The following is a 17,377-nucleotide window of genomic DNA, read 5'->3' as shown; positions in this document are numbered from 1 at the left end:
CCGTACGTACCGGGCACGCCCCGACGGCGTTCTGTGCGGTGGAGGGTCACCAGGCGGTGCGCGCCGCCTTGCCCTCCGACGGCAGGAGGATCCAGAGGGCTATGTAGAGCAGGAACTGCGGCCCGGGCAGCAGGCAGGAGAGCACGAAGATCACACGCATCGTGGTCGCGGAGGTGCCGAAGCGGCGGGCCAGCGCGGCGCACACTCCGCCGATCATGCGGCCGTGGGTGGGGCGGGCGAGGCTGGACATCTGCGGCTCCTTCGTGAGCGTCCGTCGGAGGCTGCCCTTGCGGCTGCTCTCTCTGACGACAACGCTAGGGTGACGAAGGGGACGAAGCGTCGCTCTACGGGGCGATACCGACCCTGGGAATCCTCGGGGTGCGACCCTGAGCCGTCTCCCCATTCCGGACCCCGGCACGCCCCCAGGGCTCCTCCCGGCGGCGCAGCCACCCGCGGACCGCCGGCACCACCGCGACGTGCGCCAGGGCCACGCCGACCGTGTTCAGCAGCATCGAGTCGACGTCCGCGACCTGACCGGGCACCCCCGTCTGCAGCAACTCGACGGCCAGGGACAGCAGCGCGCCCGCCGTGACCGTGCGGACCAGGGAGACGAGCGGCGACACGCGCAGCCTGCCGTGCACCAGCGGGAGCAGGAAGCCCAGCGGGGCGAACAGTGCGAGCCCGGCGCCGATCCGTGACGCCGCCTCGGGCCAGCCCAGCCTCAGATCGGCGCGGATCCCGTCGAACGGATGCAGGTTGGCCGGCATCACCCAGGGAACGTTCAGTGGACGCAGCGTGACCCAGGCGACGAACACGAGGTGGGCGGCCAGGAGGAGAATCCCGGTCGCGCGGATGCGGATCGCGGCGCTGCCGCCGATGGAGCCTTGACGCTGCACGCCCCCCAAGACGCGCCCCCCGGCGCGATCGGTTCCGGCTCACCGGCGCAGCACCCGGCCCGGTGCTCGCCCCGCCGCGCCACGACAGCCGATGACCTGCGGCGACGTCGACGTCCGCCCCCGCATGAGGCGTCCGACACACCCGGCCGCCGCTCCAGCGGGCCGGGTGTGCCGGTCAGGGGCGGCACAGGCAGGCGTGCGGACGCGGGCGCGCGGGGCCGGCGGGGCGGCGGGGCGGCGCGGGGCGGCGGGGCGGCGGGCGGTGCGGAGTCGGGAGCGGGAGGCGGACCCTCAGCCGCCGCTCGCCACGGCCGACGACGGGGGTTCCGTGCTGCCGGGCCGTGAGCGGACCTCGTCGGTGCACTCGTAGCGGCGCACGGGCTCAGGGCCGGGACCGCCCAGGATCACCGAGCCGTCGCCCTCGGCCGCCGCCGAGTCGGAGAAGGTGCACACGACCTGCGCGAGCGCGTACGAGGTGAGATCCCCGGGCGGGACGCTCAGCCGCAGCGCGTCGTCCGGGTCCTTGGCGGCCGGACCGTTCACGGTCATGGCGCCGCGCACGTCCGTCGTGTACCCGGCCTCCTTCTCGGCGGTCGACGGCGACTCGGCGAGCTGGTCGAGCAGGCCCTGCGCGACCATCTCGCGCCGCGCGGAGCCGGCCGAGCCGTCCGGCACCCGCACACTGCGGTCCACGGCCACCAGCGACGAACCGCACAGCAGGAACACCTGGACCGGCACCCCCGCGCGGGCGGTCTGCGACGACACGGCGGGGTCGGAGAGCGAGCAGCGCACCCGGGAGGGCGCGGGACCGAAGTCGGTCGGCACCTCGGTAGCCCGGATGCCGCACCCCGCGAGCGGACCGGCCAGGCCGGCCAGCACCGCGACGGCGCACAGTCGTCGTACGGTCGCACGGCCCATGGTCACGATGCGTCCCCCTCGTCCTGCCCGGTCGTCCCGCCCTGCTCGCCCGCGCCGTCCTGTTCCGCCGGCTCGGCGACGCCCCGCGGCAGCCGCAGCGTGAAGACCGCGCCGCCCTCCGGGGAGTTGGCGGCGGTGATCTCACCGCCGTGGATGTGGGCGTTCTCCAGCGCGATGGACAGTCCCAGCCCGCTGCCCTCGGAACGCGGCCGGGAGGCGCTCGCCTTGTAGAACCGGTCGAAGACGTGCGGCAGCACCTCCTCCGGGATGCCCGGCCCGTGGTCGCGCACGGAGATGACCATCGAGTCGTCCTGCGCCGACACCGACACCCGCACCGGCGAACCGCCGTGCTTGAGCGCGTTGCCGATGAGGTTGGCCAGAATGACGTCCAGCCGGCGCGGGTCGAGCCGGGCGTGGATGCCGCGCTCCGCGGCCAGGTCGACGGCGTCCAGCCAGGCACGCGCGTCGATGCACGCGGTGATCTGGTCGGCGACGTCGACGTCGTCCAGGACCAGCCGCGCGGTCCCCGCGTCGAAGCGGGTGACCTCCATCAGGTTCTCCACGAGGTTGTTCAGCCGCCGCGTCTCGCTGACCACCAGCCGCACCGCGGGCTCGATCATCGGGTCGATGCTGCCCGACTCGGCGTCCAGCTCCTCCTCCAGCACCTCCGCGACGGTGGTGATGGCGGTCAGCGGCGTCCGCAGCTCGTGCGACATGTCGGCGACGAACCGGCGCGACGCCTCGTCACGGGCGGCCATGTCGTCGACCCGCTTCTCCAGCGCCTCTGCGGTCCGGTTGAACGTCCGCGACAGATCGGCGAGTTCGTCGGTCCCGGAGACCCGCAGCCGGGTGTCGAGCCGTCCCTCACCGAGCCGGCGCGCCGCGACGCCGAGCCGGTGCACCGGCTTCAGGACGGTCGTGGCGGCGGCCTGCGCGAGCAGGGCGGCCCCGACGAGCGCGAGGGCGGTGGCGATCCCCAGCGACCAGGCGAGCGAGTTGAGGTCCTTGGCCTCCGGCGCCAGCGACTTGCGCATGTAGCCGGTGGGGCCGCCCCCGTTCACCCGCGTCCCGGCCACCAGGTACGGCGTCCCGTGGTCCACGACCCGCTGCCAGTACAGGTGGTACGGCGACTTGTTGCCGCCCGTGACGTCCTGCTGCTTGTTCACCGCCGTGCGCAGCGACTCGGGGACGTCCTCCAGCGAGAAGCCGTTGAGTCCGTTCGAGTTGCCGTACACGGTCTTGCCGCTGTCGTCCGCGCCCACCAGCAGCACGTTGAACCGCTGACTGCTGTTGGCCATCTGTCCCGCGGTGTGCTGGAGCTCGTCCTGCGAGGGATGCGCCGGCAGCGAACCGGCCCGGTTCTGCATCTCCTGCTCGAAGTCCCGCAGCACCGAGCCCTGGGTGCGGGTCAGCACGGCCTCGCGGTTCAGCCAGTACGCGATGCCGGACGCGGACACGGCGGCCGTCAGCGCGACCGCGCCGAAGACCACCACCAGCCGCAGGCGCAGGCTGGTGAGACGCAGCCGTGACAGTCTTCCCTTGCGCGCCGCGGACCAGCCGCGGAGCCCCCCCTGCGGCTGTGTCACTGAGGGGCGTCCAGGCGGTAGCCGACGCCGCGCACGGTGCGGATCAGGACCGGGGAGGACGGCACGTCCTCCACCTTGGCCCGCAGCCGCTGGACACAGGCGTCCACCAGCCGGGAGTCGCCCAGGTAGTCGTGCTCCCACACCAGCCGCAGCAACTGCTGCCGGGACAGCGCCTGGCCGGGCCGACGGCTCAGTTCGAGCAGCAGCCGCAGCTCGGTCGGGGTGAGCTGGAGGTCCTCGCCGTTCTTCGTGACGGTCATCGCCGCGCGGTCGATGACGAGGCTGCCGAAGGTCGCCGCGTCGTTCGACTCGCGCTCCCCGCGCCGCAGCACGGCCCGGATCCGGGCGTCCAGCACCCGGCCCTGCACGGGTTTGACGACGTAGTCGTCGGCGCCGGACTCCAGCCCGACCACCACGTCGATGTCGTCACTGCGCGCGGTGAGCAGGATGATCGGCAGCTGGTCGGTGCGCCGGATGCGACGGCAGACCTCGAAACCGTCGATGCCGGGCAGCATCACGTCCAGCACGATCAGATCCGGCCGCTGCTCGCGCAGCAGCTTCAGACCGTCCTCACCGCTCGCAGCGGTCGCCACACGGTGCCCCTGGCGCGTCAGTGAGAGCTCCAGGGCCGTACGGATGGCGTCGTCGTCCTCGATCAGCAACAGGGAAGGCACGGGCTCATTCTGGCCCATGAGGGGGCTGTCGTTCGACCTGTGGGTACGTGCAGGTCCGGGCGCGGCCGCCGAGGAGCGGCGGTTCCGGCGGCGCGAGCGACGTGCGAGGGGCCGGGGAAAGCCTGCGAACGCCTGCACCAAAGCCGTGCGAATGTCCGGGCCGCACGCCGTGGACCTGCGGTTTCTTCGAGGTCGAGCGCTCTTTCGCGCGACCGCGGGCGCCGGCCGTCCGGACGCGGTGGGGCGGAATCGGCCACTGCTCGCCGTCGGTCGCGGGCATGACATGAGATCGGTCGGTGACCGTGCGGCGCCCCGCCGTCCCGGCGCGGCCGGACGGGCCGTTCCCGCCGGGCGGCCCGCGGGGGCACGGGAGCGGTTCGAGGACCCCGCGGCCCCTTGCCCGGTGACCTGCGCCGACCAGGCCAACTGCCCTACCGCGCAAGCCTGTGGAGCGTCTGTGGTGTTCCCGTGACAGGCCCCTGTGACAGGTCTGTGACAGACGGCGGACACGGCGATGAAGTGGCCCGGGCAGTCTTTTGGTCACGAGGCGGGGCGACGCGGAGAACGAACACCGCGAGGCCCGGCCGAGGCACCAGACAGAACACCGGAAGTCCACGACGGGGGGCGCGAGATGAACACGCTGCACGGTATGAGCACCAACGCAGTCGCAGTCGTCACGCGTCTGCACGACGTGAACCGGGGTTCCGAGAAGTCTGGCGCAGTGAGCGGGCGGGGGTGCGCTCGCGGCGCCGGACGTCAGCACACCGGGTTCATGACGGTGGTCGACACGGGGGAACAGGCGGCTCACGGGGGAGCCGCGTACGGGGAGGACCCGGGGGAGCGTCGCTCCCTGACGGAGGCGGAGTTCACCGCCTACGTCCAGGAGCGCCGCGCCTCCCTGTACGCAACCGCCTACCACCTCACCGGTGACCGATTCGAGGCCGAGGACCTGCTGCAGAGCGCGCTGTTTTCGACCTACCGGGCCTGGGAGCGGATCAGCGACAAGGCCGCGGTCGGCGGATACCTCCGCCGGACGATGACCAACCTGCACATCAGCGCGTGGCGCCGCCGCAAGCTGAACGAGTACCCGACCGAGGAACTGCCGGAGACGCCCGGCGACACGGACGCGATGCGCGGCACCGAACTGCGCGCGGTCCTGTGGCAGGCGCTGGCCCGGCTGCCCGAACTCCAGCGGACGATGCTGGTCCTTCGCTACTACGAGGGCCGCACCGACCCGGAGATCGCGGAGATCCTCGACATCAGTGTCGGCACGGTGAAGTCGAGCATCTGGCGGTCGCTCCGCCGGCTGCGTGAGGACGAGGTCCTCAGCTTCGGCCGTGACGAGGAGGACGCCTTCGGGGAGCTGGTCGCCTGAGGGTGAACGGGGGAGGGCCCGGCTCCGCTCAGGGGAGCCGGTGAACGGGGGAGCGGTGCCGGGGGGACCCGACGGGGGACGTACGGGGGAGCGGCACCGCGCAAGCACGGGGGAAGCACCACACGGGGGAAGCACGGGGGAAGCACCGGGAGCGGGGCTGGAGGGCCGGGGGGTCCGTCCAGTCCCGCTTTTCCGCGTCGCGCCCCGTCGACGCGACCGGAGCGCCGGACCGGGCTCCGAGGCCGCGGTGCGGCCGGGCCCGACGCGGACGAAACGGCCCTGGCCGTTGCTGCGGCCGGGCCGGACGGGGGCGAAACGGCCCTAGGCGGCGGTTCGCGTGGTGGCGGCGCGGCGGCCCGCGGCTGCGGCGGCCAGGCGGCCCATCGCCTCGTCGCGGTCGCAGGCATACGCGCCCAGCCCGGTCTGCCGGGCCACGATGGAGCGTTCGGCGCGCATCAGGCGCCAGCCGCGCCGCAGGAGGAAGGGCGCCGACTTGCGGCCCTCCTTCAGATCGCGAAGGAAGCGGCGGCGGAAGGTCTTCACCGGACCGCGGCTCAGGCACAGCGCGTCCGCCAGCACGCCCAGCTCCCGGCAGCGGACGACGATCTCGGCGGCGAAGATGCCCTCGGCGATGAACAGCGGGGTCCGCCCGATCTCGACCGCCTCCTCGCCGGTGCGCGCGCTGAGCGAGAGGTCGTAGACGGGAACATGCGTGCGTCCGGTCCCGCACAGGTCCACGATCGCGGCGACGGCGGCGTCCGCGTCCCACGAGTCGGGGTGGTCCCAGTCGATGTCGGAGCTCCCGGCGACCGACGGCAGCGTCGGGTCGTCGCCCTCCTTGTAGAAGTCGTCGAGCCGCAGCACAGGAAGGCCGGAGCGGGCGGCGAGCAGGGACTTGCCGGAGCCGGAAGGGCCGCAGAGCAGCACGACTCGCGTCGGTATGGGCGGAGGGGGCGTCACAGGACACCAGTGTGAGGCATCCCCCCGTCCGTCAACGACCCCGCGGGTCGGCTTTGATGCGCGCGTCACATCTCAACTACCCTTCGTGGCGACCTGATCACCTTGCGCATCAGAAGGCGGCATCGACGATGGCCCGACATGACTCCTCCCAGACCTCCACCGCCCGGCGCGTCTTCGCCGCCCTCGCGACCGCCGGAGTGGCGCTGGGCGCGGGCGCCTCGGCCGCCTCGGCGACGACCGGCGAACCGGTCCTCGACGCGGTGAACAGCCGGCCCGACTCGATCGGCTCCCTCGACCCGCAGGCGGGCGTACAGGGGGCGCTGGGCGCTCTGCCGTATGTCACCGGCGCCGTCTCCGGCCTCAAGCCCAACCCCCTCGCGGGCACCGGCGTCGACCCCCTCGACAACGGCGTGGGAACCCAGCTCGCCGACTTCCAGCCCCTGACGTCCCAGATGCTGACCGCCCCGGTCGCGCAGGCGCAGTCGATCGGGTCGATCCCCGTGCTGGGCGAGGTGACGAAGGTGCTGGGCGGCTGAAGCCCGCCCGCCGGACGGGAGAGCCGCGCCGACCCCGGACGGAGGGCGGGCGCGGCTCTCGATCCCGGGCCGCGTCTCCTCCGGACGGAGAGGAGGCGCGGCCCTGCTCGTGGTGGCGTCGGTGCGACGCGCCGCGGCCGTCAGTAGGACGAGCCGGAGGCGCCCAGGGAGCCCGTGGGGTGCCAGACGGTCTTCGTCTCCAGGAACGCCGTCATCCGGTCGATGCCGGGAGTCGCCGCCCAGTCGTCCACAGGCTGTGGACGAAGAACGCGCTTGAGGTTGTCGGCCGCGGCGATCTCCAGCTCCTTCGCCAGCGCCTCGTCGGCGCCCGCGAGGTCGATCGCGTTGACGTCCTGGTGGGACGCCAGCGGCGCCGCGATCTCCGCCGTGCGGCCGGAGAGGACGTTGACGACGCCGCCGGGCAGGTCGGAGGTGGCCAGTACCTCGCCGAGCGACAGCGCCGGCAGCGGCGACCGCTCGCTCGCGATCACCACGACCGTGTTGCCGGTGGCGATCACCGGGGCGACGACCGAGACCAGGCCCAGGAAGGACGAGTCCTGCGGTGCGAGGACGGTCACGACGCCCGTCGGCTCCGGCGAGGAGATGTTGAAGTACGGTCCCGCGACCGGGTTCCCGCCGCCCACCACCTGGGCGATCTTGTCGGTCCAGCCCGCGTACCAGACCCAGCGGTCGATCGTCGCGTCCACCACGGCGGCCGCCCTGGACTTCGACAGGCCCTCGGCGTCGGCGACCTCGCGGGCGAACTGCCCCCGGCGGCCCTCCAGCATCTCCGCGACGCGGTAGAGGATCTGGCCCCTGTTGTACGCCGTGGCCCCGGCCCAGCCGCCGAACGCCTTGCGCGCGGCGACCACCGCGTCACGCGCGTCCTTGCGGGACGACTGCGGCGCGTTGGCCAGCCACCTGCCCTGTGCGTCGGTCACCTCGTACACCCGGCCGCTCTCCGAACGCGGGAACTTCCCGCCGACGTACAGCTTGTAGGTCTTGAAGACGCTCAGACGCGGCTGCTCGGTCTTCTCGGACTTGTCAGACATCGAGGTACGCCTCCAGGCCGTGGCGGCCGCCCTCGCGGCCGAAGCCCGACTCCTTGTACCCGCCGAACGGCGAGGTCGGGTCGAACTTGTTGAACGTGTTGGACCAGACGACGCCGGCCCGGAGCTTGTTCGCCACCGCGAGGATGCGGGAGCCCTTCTCCGTCCAGACACCCGCCGACAGGCCGTACGGCGTGTTGTTGGCCTTGGCGACGGCCTCGTCCGGGGTGCGGAAGGTGAGGACCGACAGGACGGGGCCGAAGATCTCGTCCCGGGCGACGGTGTGGGCCTGGGTGACGTTCGTGAAGAGCGTCGGCGCGAACCAGTAGCCCGCGTCCGGCAGTTCACAGGCCGGGGACCAGCGCTCCGCGCCCTCGGCCACGCCCTGCTCGACGAGCGAGGTGATACGGGTCAGCTGCTCCTCGGAGTTGATCGCGCCGATGTCGGTGTTCTTGTCCAGCGGATCACCGAGGCGCAGCGTCGACAGCCGGCGCTTGAGGGACTCCAGCAGCTCCTCCTGGATCGACTCCTGGACGAGGAGACGGGAGCCCGCGCAGCAGACCTGGCCCTGGTTGAAGAAGATGCCGTTGACGATGCCCTCGACCGCCTGGTCGATCGGCGCGTCGTCGAAGACGATGTTGGCGCCCTTGCCGCCCAGCTCCAGCGTGAGCTTCTTGCGGGTGCCCGCGACCGTCTTCGCGATGGCCTTGCCGACCGCCGTGGAGCCGGTGAAGGCCACCTTGTTCACGTCGGGGTGGGCGACGAGCGCCGCGCCCGCGTCGCCGTACCCCGGCAGGATGTTGACGACGCCCCTGGGCAGACCCGCCTGACGGCAGACGTCCGCGAAGAACAGGGCGCTCAGCGGCGTCGTCTCGGCAGGCTTCAGGACGACCGTGTTGCCGGTGGCGAGCGCCGGGGCGATCTTCCACGCCAGCATCAGCAGGGGGAAGTTCCACGGGATGACCTGGCCGGCCACGCCCAGCGGCCTCGGCGAGGACCCGAACCCGGCGTGGTCGAGCTTGTCGGCCCAGCCCGCGTAGTAGAAGAAGTGCGCGGCGACCAGCGGCAGGTCGGCGTCGCGCGTCTCCCGGATCGGCTTGCCGTTGTCCAGCGTCTCCAGGACGGCCAGCTCGCGGCTGCGCTCCTGGATGATCCGGGCGATGCGGAACAGGTACTTCGCCCGCTCGGCGCCGGGGAGCGCCGACCAGGCGCCGAAGGCCCTGCGGGCGGACTTCACGGCGCGGTCCACGTCCGCCTCGCCCGCCTGGGCGATCTCGGACAGGACCTCCTCGGAGGACGGCGAGACGGTCTTGAAGACCTTGCCGTCGGCCGCGTCGGTGAACTCGCCGTCGATGAACAGGCCGTAGGAGGGGGCGATGTCGACGACCGAGCGGGACTCGGGCGCCGGTGCGTACTCGAATGCGGAAGTCAGCTTTTCCATGGTCATGGGGTCTCAGTCCACCGTCACGTAGTCGGGGCCGGAGTAGCGGCCGGTGGCCAGCTTCTGGCGCTGCATCAGCAGATCGTTGAGGAGCGAGGAGGCGCCGAAGCGGAACCAGTGGTTGTCCAGCCAGTCCTCGCCGGCGGTCTCGTTGACCAGGACCAGGAACTTGATCGCGTCCTTGCTGGTGCGGATGCCGCCGGCCGGTTTCACGCCGACCTGGACGCCGGTCTGGGCGCGGAAGTCGCGGACGGCCTCCAGCATGAGCAGGGTGTTGGCGGGGGTGGCGTTGACGGCGACCTTGCCGGTGGACGTCTTGATGAAGTCCGCCCCGGCCAGCATGCCGAGCCAGCTCGCCCGCCGGATGTTGTCGTACGTCGACAGCTCGCCGGTCTCGAAGATGACCTTGAGACGGGCGGCCGTCCCGCAGGTCTCGCGGACGGCGACGATCTCGTCGTACACCTTCATGTACCGGCCCGCCAGGAACGCCCCGCGGTCGATGACCATGTCCACCTCGTCGGCGCCGGCGGCGACCGCGTCACGGACGTCGGCCAGCTTCACGTCGAGGGCGGCGCGGCCGGCCGGGAAGGCGGTGGCGACCGAGGCGACCTTCACGGCGGAGCCCGCGACGGCCTCCTTGGCGACGGCCACCATGTCGGGATAGACGCAGACCGCGGCCGTGGCGGGGGCCGTCCGGTCGGTCGGGTCGGGACGGACCGCCTTGGCGCCGAGCGCCCGGACCTTGCCCGGGGTGTCCGCGCCTTCCAGCGTCGTCAGGTCGACCATCGAGATGGCGAGGTCGATGGCGTACGCCTTGGCGGTCGTCTTGATGGAACGGGTGCCGAGCGTTGCGGCGCGCGCCTCCAGGCCGACCGCGTCGACGCCGGGCAGCCCGTGGAGGAAGCGGCGCAGCGCGGCGTCGGACGCGGTCACGTCGGTGAGCGCCGGGGCTGCGGTGGGTGCATTGGTGGGCATGGTCACCAGACGAGCATATCTACGCGCGTAGCGGGTGTACACCCCGGGAAGCCGTTCGGGCGCTCATCGCACGCCGGGGCACCGCGTATGAGCGGATCGCGGGCTTCGGGCACAATCGGGGCCATGACGAGCCCGGAAGACCAGTCACCAGAGCCACGGCCCGCGAAGCCCGCGGGCGCCCCGGAGCCCGAACGGCCCGCCGGGACCCCCGGGCCCGGCGCTTCTGGGCCCTCCGGCTCCCCGGATTCCCCGGCGCCCTCGGCTTCTCCGGCGGACTCGGGCTCTCCTGCCGACTCGGGCTCTCCGGCGGCCTCGGGTTCGCAAGCCGCCTCGGGTTCTCCAGCCGCCTCGGGTTCTGAGACTCCGTCGGGTTCTCCGGCGGACTCGGGGTTTCAGGAGACCCCGGAGCCCGTGACGAAGGACCGGGTCTACCGCTCGTCCGCGGGTGTCGCCACCGGTGCGGCGCTGCTCGGGCTGGCCGCCTGGCTCGGCGTCGACGCGATCGTCGCAGGTGAGGGGCGCACCCCCTGGCTGGCGCTCGCGACGCTGATCATCGTCGTGCCGCTGATCATCGCCTTCACCCTGCGGCCCGCCGTGTACGCGGGCCCGGACCGGCTGCGGGTGCGCAACCCCTTCCGGTTGATCGTGCTGCCCTGGGGTCAGGTCGCCACACTGCGGTCCGGATACTCCAACGAGGCGATCGCCGTGTCGGGGAAGAAGTTCCAGCTGTGGTCCATCCCCGTCTCGCTGCGGGAACGCAAGCGGGCGGCCCGGGGCAAGGGCGGCCGACCGGGCCGGACCGGCGCGACTGCCGCGGACGGTCCCCTGCGCGCCCGCGGCGACCGGGACGTGGACGAACTGCGCGAGGTGTGGGAGGCGCGGCAGCAGGAGGAGAGCGCGCAGGGCGAGGTGTCCGTGCGCTGGGCCTGGGAGATCCTGGGCCCGGTCGCGGCGGGAGCCGTGGTGCTGGGGATTCTGCTGGCCGTGGGCTGAGCCCGGGCCGGCGCGCCGCGATGGCGGCGTGGTCGAGGGTTCGGAGTGCCGCGGGTCAGGCCTGTCGCCGGTCAGGCCTGTCGCGGGTCAGGCGGGTCGGGGGTCAGGCGGTGGCCGGGACCGAGGGCGGCTCTGCGGCCGGGATCCGAGGAGTGCCGGGAGTCCGAGGTCGGGGCCGGTGCGGTGCCGGGCCTCCGGGGCGCGCCGGCGGGTGTCCGGCCCGCGGGTTCTGGGTCCGGGCCGGGTGCATGGTCGCGGTGGACACGCCGGGCGCAGCCCTGGCGGCGGTCCGGGCCGCGGTCCGCGGTCGGGCCGTGTCGTCGGTGTGGGGGAGCGCAGGCGCTCGGGCGCGCTCGTGGGCTGTGCGTCCGGGGTGCGGTGGGTTGGTGTGCGCCGACGGCGTGGGCGGGTGTCCACGGGGCAGGGAACCGCGGCGTCGGCGTCAGCCCGTCGGTGCGGTGGTCGGAGCAGGGTGATCCGGTGAGTCGGGAGAGTGGGCGATGAGTACGGAAGTCGGCGCGGTGCTGCGGCTGCCGGAGGCGGCCGTACCCGAGGGCTGTCTGCCCTGGGACGGTGAACGGGCGGCGCACTGGACGCGAGCGCTGCCGCCGCGCTGGGTGCCGGTGCGACCCCCTGTGCCGGCCTTCGTGGCACTGCCGCTGCCGGCCGTCCTCGCCGCCGGTCTGCTGGGCGCGTGGGGCGCACTGCCCGCGTGGGCCGCCGCCCTGGTCGCCCTGCACCTCGTGTGGCCGGTGCTGCGGCCCGAGGCGGCCGCGGTCCTCGGGCCCGTCGCCGTCGGCGTGGTGCTGACCGCGGGGGACCTCGCGCTCGGTGCACGGCTGGGCGCGGCGGCCGTGCTGGCGGGCGTCTGGGGAACCGTCTGCCTGCGGCTGACCGTGCGCCGGCGGCAGCGGGAGGCGGCACGGGAGGCCGCCGGAGGCGTGACGGCCGCGGCGCCGACGCCCGGGGGCGAGCGGGCGGAACGCGGGACGTTCCTGCTGTGGTGCGGGCTGGGAACGGTCGTCGTGGGCGGGGCGCTGTACGCCGCCGCCGGGCTCTGGGACCGGTCCGCCGGCCGGCAGGCGGTCCCGGCGGCCGGCTGGTGTCTCGCCGGACTGGGCCTCACCCTGATGCTCTCCGGGGTGCTGGGCCGCCGCCGGGCCCTCGGTCTGCGCCGCGTACCCGTCCCGGTGCTACGGGTCCTCGTGCGTGACAACAGCGACGCCGACACCGAGGTCTACGCCGCCGACGATCTCGCCGCGCTGCATCCCCTGTTCACGGTCTCCACGTACGGGTTCAAGGCCTCCCGGGGTGCGGCCGACGCGGGCGGGGCCGACGGCCGCGGGGGAGACGGCGACAAGGACGACGGCAACGAGGACGGCGGCGACGAGGACGGCGGCGACGAGCACGGCGGCGACGACAAGGAGCTGCGTGCGCTGATCGACCGGATCGACGACGAGCGCGCCGGGCCGCTGCGGGAGGCCGTGCTGCACGGCATCCCCTACGACGGGGGCGAGGTCGTCTTCCTCGCCGCCGCGTCCGTGGCCGGCGGGGCGCCGGTGAGCGAGGCGTCCCTCGGGCCGGTCCGGCCGATGACCCCGGGCGCGTTGCGGAGCAGGAGCAGAGCCGAGAAGCGGAAGTCCGTCCGCGCGGCCCGGGACGCTCGGCTGCGCACGACGGCCACGGAGGCCGCCGCCGAACGGGACCGGGACCACGAGGAGCCGGAGCGGGTGCGGCACTGGAGCGCCGGGTGGGCCGACCGGACCGCCGTCGCGCTCGCGGCGCTGTTCCTCGCGTGCTACCTGAGATCCGGCTGGTGGGGCGACGTCTACGCCCTCGTCCTCACGGTCCTCGCCGGCCTCGTGCTGCCGCGGCGGCTCGCCTGGCGCGTCACCGCCGACCGGGAGGGCCTGTGGTTCAACGGGCTGCGGGGGACCCGGCACATGCTCTGGGACGACGTGCGGATCGTGAAGTGCGAGGGCACGCGCCTGAGGATCGACGGCGACCCGGCCGCGTCCGCGGAGTGGCGGGCGTCCTCCCTGCGCTGGTCCTGGCTGGAGGACAGGCTCGGGGTGCTGCATCCGTACGAGCGGACGGCCGCGGAGATCACGGCCATGTGGCGGACCCCGGCCCTGAGGCCGACCGCCACGGCGGCCGGCCACCGGCGCGGACGGCCCCTGTGGCCCCTCGGCGCGGCCCTGGCGACGGCGGTCGCGGCGGTGCTCCTTCTCGTGCGGTGAGCTCTGCCCGGCGCGCGGCGGCGCCGCTTCCCGCACGGGAACGCCGGCAGTGCGCCGCCCCGCCGTCCGTCGCCCCGCCCCGCAGTGCGCCGCCCCGCCGTCCGTCGCCCCGCCCCGCAGTGCGCCGCCCCGCCGTCCGCCGCCCCGCCGTCCGTCGTCGTCCGCCGGGCCTTGCGCGGCCGTGCGTCAGATGCCCGCTGCCGCCGACAGGTCCCGCTTGAGGTCCGCCAGGAGCGCGGTCGCCCTGCTGCGGGCCTCCGGCAGGCCGGCGTGGGCGGCGACCGGGACGACGACCTCCAGATAGCACTTCAGCTTCGGTTCGGTGCCGCTGGGCCGGACGACGATCCTGGCGCCGTCGAGCGTGTAGCGCAGGCCGTCGGTGGGCGGCAGCCGGTCCGTGCCCCGGGTGAGGTCCTCGGCCGCGGTCACGGCCAGGCCCGCGAGAGAGGCCGGGGGCGCCGCGCGCAGCCGGTCCATCGCGCGGGCGATGACGGAGAGGTCCTGCACCCGCACCGAGAGCTGGTCGGTGGCGTGCAGACCGTGCTCCACGGCGAGGTCGTCCAGAAGGTCCAGAAGGGTGCGGCCCTGCTCCTTGAGCTCCGAGGCCAGTTCCGTGACGAGCAGGGCGGCGGTGATGCCGTCCTTGTCCCGGACGCCCTCGGGGTCCACGCAGTAGCCGAGGGCCTCCTCGTAGCCGTAGCGCAGGCCGTCCACGCGGGCGATCCACTTGAAGCCGGTGAGGGTCTCCTCGTAGGGCAGGCCCGCCTTCTCGGCGATGCGGCCGAGGAGGGAGGAGGAGACGATCGACTCGGCGAACGTGCCCCGCGCGCCGCGCCGGACGAGGTGGGCGCCCAGCAGGGAGCCGACCTCGTCGCCGCGCAGCATGCGCCAGTCGCCGTCGTGCGGGACGGCCACCGCACAGCGGTCGGCGTCCGGGTCGTTGGCGATGATCAGATCCGGGGCCGCCGCGCGGGCGGCGGCGAAGGCGAGGTCCATCGCGCCGGGCTCTTCCGGGTTGGGGAAGGCGACGGTCGGGAAGTCCGGGTCGGGCTCGGCCTGCTCGGCGACGAGGACCGGCTCGGGGAAGCCCGCGCGGGCGAAGGCGGCGAGCAGGACGTCCTTGCCCACGCCGTGCATCGCCGTGTAGACGGTGCGGGCCGTGCGCGGGGAGCCCTGGGCGAGGACGGCGTCCGTGCGGGCCAGGTAGGCGTCGAGGACGGCGTCGTCGAGCGTCTCCCAGCCGGCCTCGGGACGGGGGACGTCGTCGAGCGAGACGATCGCGTCGATCTCCGCCGCGATCCCCGCGTCGGCGGGCGGCACGATCTGCGAGCCATCGCCCAGGTACACCTTGTAGCCGTTGTCGCGGGGCGGGTTGTGGCTGGCGGTGACCTCGACCCCGGCGACCGCGCCCAGCCGCCTTATGGCGAAGGCGAGGACGGGCGTGGGCAGGGGGCGGGGTAGCACGGCCGCCCGGAATCCCGCGCCGGTCATCACGGCGGCGGTGTCGCGGGCGAAGTCGGCGGACTTGTGGCGGGCGTCGTAGCCGATGACGACGGTCCCGCCGGCCTGGCCGTTCTTCGCGAGGTAGGCGGCGAGACCGGCCGCCGCGCGGATCACCACGGACCGGTTCATCCGCATGGGCCCGGCGCCCAGCTCGCCGCGCAGGCCGGCGGTGCCGAACTGGAGGGTGCCGCCGAAGCGGTCGGCCAGCTCGGTGACGTCCCCGGCGTCGAGGAGCTTGGCCAGCTCGGCGCGGGTCTCGGGGTCGGGATCCTCCGCGAGCCAGGCCTGGGCGCGGGCGAGGAGATCGTCGTGCACGGGGGTCACCCTCCGGTTGCGTGTGGACGCCGGTCGTCTGCCGGCTCGGGCCGGATCGGGCCGGCCTGTCCGGGGTCCCTCTCCGGGGAAGTGCGAGGACGAGGCCCGCTCGGAGCCTTGGGGGGACCGGGGGCGGCGGGCCCCCGGCGGCGCGCTCAGAGCCGGCCGAGCACCCGGGCCAGCAACGACCCCATGCGCGTCGCGCTGTCCCGGCCCGCCTGGAGGACCTCCTCGTGGTTCAACGGCTCGCCCGTCATACCGGCGGCGAGGTTGGTCACCAGGGAGATGCCGAGCACCTCGGCGCCCGCCTCGCGCGCCGCGATGGCCTCCAGCACGGTGGACATGCCCACCAGGTCCGCGCCGATGGTCCGCGCCATGCGGATCTCGGCCGGCGTCTCGTAGTGCGGGCCGGGGAACTGGGCGTAGACGCCCTCCTCCAGGGTGGCGTCGATCTCCTTGCACAGGGCGCGCAGCCGCGGCGAGTAGAGGTCCGTCAGGTCGACGAAGTTGGCGCCGATGATCGGCGAGGTCGCCGTCAGGTTGAGGTGGTCGCTGATCAGCACCGGCTGACCGGGACGCATGCCCTCGCGCAGACCGCCGCAGCCGTTGGTCAGCACGATCGTCTTGCAGCCGGCGGCCACCGCGGTGCGCACGCCGTGGGCGACGGCGGCGACGCCACGGCCCTCGTAGTAGTGGGTCCGGCCGAGGAACACCAGCGCCCGCTTCTCGCCGATCCGGTACGAGCGGACCTTGCCGCCGTGGCCCTCCACCGCGGGCGGCGGGAATCCGGGAAGGTCGGTGACCTGGAACTCGGCGTCGGCGGAGCCCAGGGCGTCCACGGCGGGCGCCCAGCCGGAGCCCATCACGAGAGCGACGTCGTGGGTCTCGGCGCCGGTCAGTTCGCGCAGGCGCGCGGCGGCGGCGTCGGCGGCGGCGTGCGGGTCGCCCTGGATGTCGTCCGGGAGAAGAGATGCGTTCACGCGAGAGAGCGTAGCCGGTTTGTGCCTACGCGCGTAGATGACGGAGCCCACGGGAATGCGATCGTTGTCTTGTCGTTTCCGACGGGGAGCGGCCGAGGGACCCCTCAGGCGTCCGTGATCAGGACGTCCTTGTCGTTGAACACTTCGACGATGAAGATCAGCAGGCGGCCGCGGCTCACCGTGTACTCGACGAGGATGTTCTGCGTCAGGCGGATCGTGCGGTCGTCTCCGGTGGACCCTATGGGCCTCGACACCGAGAGGAACGGATCGCGAGCCAGCAGGGCGATGCCCTTGTCGAAAGCGGCGCGCTGCTGATCGTCGAGCCGGTCGCGGGCCTCGGCGGCCTGCACCGTGTAGTAGACGTCATACGTGCTGGGACCCATACGATCTCCCGTTGCTGCGCAGATGCTCCGAGTCTAGAAGGCGGCCGCGCTCAGCAGGGCCGCTTGCGCAGCTCCATCACGTAATCGTGGGGCGCGCCCGCCGACTCGGCCGCGTCCGCGACCTCGCCCAGGTACCGTGCCGACGGCAGTCCGCCCTCGTAGCCGTTCAGCACGTACATCCAGGCGGACTCCTCGCCCTCCAGCGTCTGCACCCGCACCCGGGCACGCCGGTAGATGCCCAGGCCCACGCCCTCCCAGCGGTCCAGCGACTCCTCGTCCATGGGGGCGACGTCGTACAGCGCGACGAACACCTGCGCGCCGGGCTCCTCCACGACCGTCGCCAGCGCGCCGTCCCAGCCGAGCTGCTCGCCGCCGAAGGTCAGCCGCCAGTCGTTCAGCCAGCCCGTGGCGCGCAGCGGCGAGTGCGGGGTGCGGCGGGACATCAGCCGCGCGTCGAGGTTGCCGGCGTACGCGGCGTAGAGCGACATGCAAGGAGAGTACGGCAGCGGCCACGGGCGGCACTCCCGTCACAGGCGTGGGGGGGGGGGGGGGG

17 protein-coding genes are annotated in these 17,377 nt (G+C 73.6%); 4 read left to right on the top strand and 13 right to left on the bottom strand.

The genetic code is table 11. The features are described 5' to 3' along the window. Positions 1-46 precede the first annotated feature (46 nt). The 5 genes from ACN6LD_RS33345 to afsQ1 all read right to left on the bottom strand — a co-directional run bounded on the left by ACN6LD_RS33345 (position 47) and on the right by afsQ1 (position 4,074). The gene (locus ACN6LD_RS33345; RefSeq protein ID WP_319192693.1) at positions 47-250 is read right to left on the bottom strand and encodes a PspC domain-containing protein; all 204 of its coding nucleotides are present in this window, start codon (positions 248-250) and stop codon (positions 47-49) included. A 94-nt stretch (positions 251-344) separates the two neighbouring features. Beyond that, on the bottom strand, positions 345-896 hold the full coding sequence (locus tag ACN6LD_RS33340) for a VanZ family protein (RefSeq protein ID WP_319192692.1): 552 nt from the start codon (positions 894-896) through the stop codon (positions 345-347). A 291-nt stretch (positions 897-1,187) separates the two neighbouring features. After that, entirely contained in the window at positions 1,188-1,814 is a 627-nt protein-coding gene (locus ACN6LD_RS33335; RefSeq protein WP_445045109.1) for a hypothetical protein, read from the bottom strand. Between the two features lie 2 nt (positions 1,815-1,816). After that, the gene (locus ACN6LD_RS33330; RefSeq protein WP_319197948.1) at positions 1,817-3,400 is read right to left on the bottom strand and encodes a sensor histidine kinase; all 1,584 of its coding nucleotides are present in this window, start codon (positions 3,398-3,400) and stop codon (positions 1,817-1,819) included. Continuing rightward, positions 3,397-4,074 (bottom strand): two-component system response regulator AfsQ1, encoded by a 678-nt coding sequence (gene afsQ1, locus ACN6LD_RS33325; RefSeq protein ID WP_266726230.1) that lies wholly within the window; start codon positions 4,072-4,074, stop codon positions 3,397-3,399. The genes ACN6LD_RS33330 and afsQ1 overlap by 4 nt, the downstream gene beginning before the upstream one ends. A 631-nt stretch (positions 4,075-4,705) precedes the next feature. On the opposite strand from afsQ1, the gene ACN6LD_RS33320 reads away from it, so the two are divergent. Then, a complete protein-coding gene (locus ACN6LD_RS33320) occupies positions 4,706-5,449 on the top strand; it encodes a SigE family RNA polymerase sigma factor (protein WP_319197945.1) in 744 nt (247 codons plus the stop codon). Positions 5,450-5,770: 321 nt separating this feature from the next. Here the strand turns inward: ACN6LD_RS33320 and ACN6LD_RS33315 are convergent, their stop codons facing one another. Further along, positions 5,771-6,478, bottom strand: a complete 708-nt coding sequence (locus ACN6LD_RS33315) for a uridine kinase (RefSeq protein ID WP_319193140.1) — start codon at positions 6,476-6,478, stop codon at positions 5,771-5,773. Positions 6,479-6,537: 59 nt separating this feature from the next. Between ACN6LD_RS33315 and ACN6LD_RS33310 the strand changes: the two genes are divergently transcribed. Next, positions 6,538-6,945, top strand: a complete 408-nt coding sequence (locus ACN6LD_RS33310; protein WP_445045106.1) for a hypothetical protein — start codon at positions 6,538-6,540, stop codon at positions 6,943-6,945. Between the two features lie 140 nt (positions 6,946-7,085). Here ACN6LD_RS33310 and ACN6LD_RS33305 read toward each other — a convergent pair whose 3' ends face one another. Genes ACN6LD_RS33305 through deoC form a run of 3 tightly spaced genes read right to left on the bottom strand, consistent with a single transcriptional unit; the run spans position 7,086 to position 10,410 of the window. Next, positions 7,086-7,997 carry an aldehyde dehydrogenase family protein gene (locus ACN6LD_RS33305; protein WP_319193137.1) on the bottom strand — a complete coding sequence of 304 codons (912 nt, stop codon included), beginning with the start codon at positions 7,995-7,997 and terminating at the stop codon, positions 7,086-7,088. Beyond that, positions 7,990-9,426: an aldehyde dehydrogenase family protein gene (locus ACN6LD_RS33300; RefSeq protein ID WP_445045108.1), complete on the bottom strand. Its 1,437-nt coding sequence runs from the start codon at positions 9,424-9,426 to the stop codon at positions 7,990-7,992. Before ACN6LD_RS33300 ends, ACN6LD_RS33305 begins: the two co-directional genes overlap by 8 nt. Before the next feature lie 21 nt (positions 9,427-9,447). Beyond that, positions 9,448-10,410, bottom strand: coding sequence for a deoxyribose-phosphate aldolase (gene deoC / locus ACN6LD_RS33295; RefSeq protein ID WP_057584762.1), 963 nt, complete (start codon positions 10,408-10,410; stop codon positions 9,448-9,450). A gap of 411 nt (positions 10,411-10,821) precedes the next feature. Between deoC and ACN6LD_RS33290 the strand changes: the two genes are divergently transcribed. Both ACN6LD_RS33290 and ACN6LD_RS33285 read left to right on the top strand, forming a co-directional pair. Next, a complete protein-coding gene (locus ACN6LD_RS33290) occupies positions 10,822-11,403 on the top strand; it encodes a PH domain-containing protein (protein WP_319193135.1) in 582 nt (193 codons plus the stop codon). 500 nt (positions 11,404-11,903) lie between these two features. After that, positions 11,904-13,643, top strand: coding sequence for a hypothetical protein (locus ACN6LD_RS33285; RefSeq protein ID WP_445045105.1), 1,740 nt, complete (start codon positions 11,904-11,906; stop codon positions 13,641-13,643). A gap of 186 nt (positions 13,644-13,829) precedes the next feature. Here ACN6LD_RS33285 and ACN6LD_RS33280 read toward each other — a convergent pair whose 3' ends face one another. The 4 genes from ACN6LD_RS33280 to ACN6LD_RS33265 all read right to left on the bottom strand — a co-directional run bounded on the left by ACN6LD_RS33280 (position 13,830) and on the right by ACN6LD_RS33265 (position 17,312). Beyond that, positions 13,830-15,461, bottom strand: coding sequence for a phospho-sugar mutase (locus ACN6LD_RS33280; protein WP_319193133.1), 1,632 nt, complete (start codon positions 15,459-15,461; stop codon positions 13,830-13,832). 155 nt (positions 15,462-15,616) lie between these two features. Continuing rightward, a complete protein-coding gene (locus ACN6LD_RS33275) occupies positions 15,617-16,441 on the bottom strand; it encodes a purine-nucleoside phosphorylase (RefSeq protein WP_319193131.1) in 825 nt (274 codons plus the stop codon). A 104-nt stretch (positions 16,442-16,545) separates the two neighbouring features. Next, a complete protein-coding gene (locus ACN6LD_RS33270; protein ID WP_266724027.1) occupies positions 16,546-16,824 on the bottom strand; it encodes a type II toxin-antitoxin system RelE family toxin in 279 nt (92 codons plus the stop codon). A 50-nt stretch (positions 16,825-16,874) separates the two neighbouring features. Then, positions 16,875-17,312 carry a gamma-glutamylcyclotransferase gene (locus tag ACN6LD_RS33265; RefSeq protein WP_319193128.1) on the bottom strand — a complete coding sequence of 146 codons (438 nt, stop codon included), beginning with the start codon at positions 17,310-17,312 and terminating at the stop codon, positions 16,875-16,877. Between the last annotated feature and the right edge of the window lie 65 nt (positions 17,313-17,377).

This window comes from Streptomyces sp. SAS_272 (assembly GCF_052543235.1).
This window is presented reverse-complemented; position numbering and strand designations above follow the sequence as displayed.